The sequence below is a fragment of the Acidimicrobiia bacterium genome (genome assembly GCA_018057765.1).
Lineage (GTDB): Bacteria > Actinomycetota > Acidimicrobiia > IMCC26256 > JAGPDB01 > JAGPDB01.
Map to the genome: position 1 here is coordinate 1 of JAGPDB010000051.1, position 2774 is coordinate 2774.

Here is a 2774-nt window from a genome sequence, read left to right on the forward strand (position 1 = left end):
CATTGCAAATTCGCCAGAAGAACTTCTCAATCGAATTTGTAGAGCAATCAAATTTTATATTGAAAAACCATCTTTCATAATTTCAACCTGTGATTTTACGCAATGACTTTATAGAATTGGTATAATAAGCATTATCCTCAGAACTCACGTAAGGAAAAATTGTTGCAAGGGCACTGAAGAGAATTTTAACTAAATCATTATCTCCGCCACCAAATGCGGCATCGCCTAAGTCGGAAGATTTTATCAATTCGAAATAAAAATCAAATTCACCTGAAACCTCATCTATTTTCTTTCCATCTGTATCCAAGTTAGTTTGAATAGATTGAAAATAATTTGTCTTTAATAGTGATTGCTTGAATTCCTCGCCTATTTCATTCTTTTTAGATTCAGTAATTTCGATTTTGAAATTCGTTGTATTAAACTCATATTTCTTTTCAGCTATATATACGTAAGCAGTTTTACCATTAAAACTACCAGATGGTTGATATTTTTCTAGAATTTTATGCAACTGTTCCTTTGACATACTACTTTCTGTATTATGTTTTTTGGGAACATCAGGTGGGGTAGTTACCATTTTGAATTTCAATTTTACTAATCCATCTGCCTTTGTTTCTTCATATCCTTTTAGATAGACATCTCTTTTATATACACTCGAGCCAGGTGCTGTTACAGTTGTGCAACTTTTTATACTAAGTGAAATCAAGAAAATCGATGCATAAATGCGGTTACAATAAATCAACTTTTGTAAAAATTCTTTCATTTTATTTTCTCCTAAAATATTTTTTATTACTACATTGTCTAAACTATGATTCGTATGATTCATGTGATTACTATGATTTTGACCTTGGTAGATATATTTGTACACCGACAAATCATTGTTACCCATCAATCATCCCAATCACACAAACTTGTGGTGTGGTTCGACACGCAAGCTTGGAAACTGCTGCTCACCAACCAAGCTTGTCGAATCCATCACAGTTCAGACATTTTATTTCTTCTTACTCTTATCTAGCTTCGTTTTTTTAAGCGAAACTTTATTGTCTTTGGATTTTTTTTGCAAATCTGGCTTGGGTTCTTCATTAATAGACTTGGCATCTTTCGACGAATCAGTATTATCCTCTACTAATACATTTTGATCTTTGGCGGGACTTGATAAAGTTGTAAGATTCAGATTGTATTTATCGACTTTAAACTTTTGAAGATTAGGTTTGAAGTGGATTTTGAGCTGGATATATTCCCCAGATTTTAATCCGCGGCTAGTTGGTCTTATTTTGAATGGAATAACCTGAGAGTTTTCGTTTTGGTGTAAGTCGTATGCAACTTCACTTATGCCGCCATCGGAATTAAATTCAACGGATTCAAATTCTAAAAAATTTGGTAGCACATCTACAACGCTAAATTCATCTGTGATAGGCATATCTCCTTGGTTTATAATCGTAATCATTATGGAATAATCACGACTGTACCGACTATCAAAAAAGTCAAGGGTTACATATCCAGGTACGTCCGCATGATCTTTATTATAAACAAGTAGCTTGTCCGAATATTCATCATGGGGAAAAAGCCATACATACCCCAGTGTAAAAGGAGTTGCTAAAATTTTTTGAAAAAAGAGAACTCTATTGAAAAAATGAAATTGTCTTGCGATGCTTAGATATTTAAAATCTTTTTTATGTTCTCCTTCTTCAATATGATACATTATGAAGTTGTTCACATTACTATAATTCGTAACTAATTTGTTCGCTTCATCTTTAAAAATAACCGCTGTCGTAGTCCCTTCTTTTTGTATCCCAGTAATTGTATCGTTTTCAATCGCAACGGGAAATTTCTGAATAGAAATGACTGCATTCTTTCCACCCATATTGCTTTCATAATCGTCCACCCGAACATGTATTTTCCGGCAATTGATTGCAATACAAAGCAATATTACTATTTTAAGTTGAAATAAAAAATAGTGTTTCATTGGTTACCCCCACTTATGCGCACTGGAATAGTTTCCTTTTTCGCAGGTTTAAATGAACTACAACTGCTTGCGCATAACGCTAGCACTGCAATTCCTATTATTAAAATAGCTCCTCGGCTATCTCTATTTTGCTTTTCTCTCACTGTTTTCTCCTAAAAATTTTTAATACTACATTGTCTAAACTATGATTTTTGTGATTCATGTGATTATTATGATTTCGTTTTTGTAGAATTTATTTTTGTTACGGAAAATCATCATTACCCACAAATCATCCCAATCACGGAAACGCCGTGTTCTGACTTTGAATAGATAAGTCATCAATACGAAGATAGTGACCCGTATTCCAGCCATAGGGTGAAAATTGGATTCCGATCTTGTTACCCCAATCAGTGCGAATGGATTCGCTTGCATAGGTGGTTCCATTTAACTTAGGCGCTATTGTTCCAGCTTCAAAATCAATGACGACTTCTGCATTTAACCATGTGTCGAAGCTTTGAGTGGGTGATAGATTTGTGTTTGGAATTCGACTATAAATGAAAGAATCAGAGTAACCGTCTTTATTCATACACCAACCATAACAAGGAATGTCATTCGGCGGGTTGTTGAAATCATAGTACCACATCCCATAACGCAAAATTTGTAAACCGTGGGTAAACTCTACAATACTCAAGCCTGCACTAAAATAATTACCGTTTCTATGTCCAAAATGCTTCCATTGGATGCGCATATAGCGATTTGCCCCAGGATTATAGTTGATGGCAACTGACGGACCGGCATCAGTTACATTTTGACTTAATTGTAAGTAGCCGCG

The 2774-nt window shown here is 34.5% G+C and carries 3 protein-coding genes; all 3 read right to left on the reverse strand.

From position 1 onward, the window contains the following. Nucleotides 1-82: 82 nt before the first annotated feature. Nucleotides 83-886 carry a hypothetical protein gene (locus KBF89_08895; GenBank protein ID MBP9116438.1) on the reverse strand — a complete coding sequence of 268 codons (804 nt, stop codon included), beginning with the start codon at nt 884-886 and terminating at the stop codon, nt 83-85. 102 nt (nt 887-988) lie between these two features. Further along, a complete protein-coding gene (locus KBF89_08900) occupies nt 989-1882 on the reverse strand; it encodes a hypothetical protein (protein MBP9116439.1) in 894 nt (297 codons plus the stop codon). A 358-nt stretch (nt 1883-2240) separates the two neighbouring features. Next, nucleotides 2241-2774, reverse strand: a 534-nt coding sequence (locus tag KBF89_08905) for a hypothetical protein (protein MBP9116440.1), incomplete at its 5' end; no start/stop codon positions are given.

What these genes read in the sequence shown, in the direction of transcription:
- KBF89_08895 (MBP9116438.1), bottom strand. Translation starts at nt 886, where the DNA reads ATGGGTAACAATGATTTGTCGGTGTACAAATATATCTACCAAGGTCAA.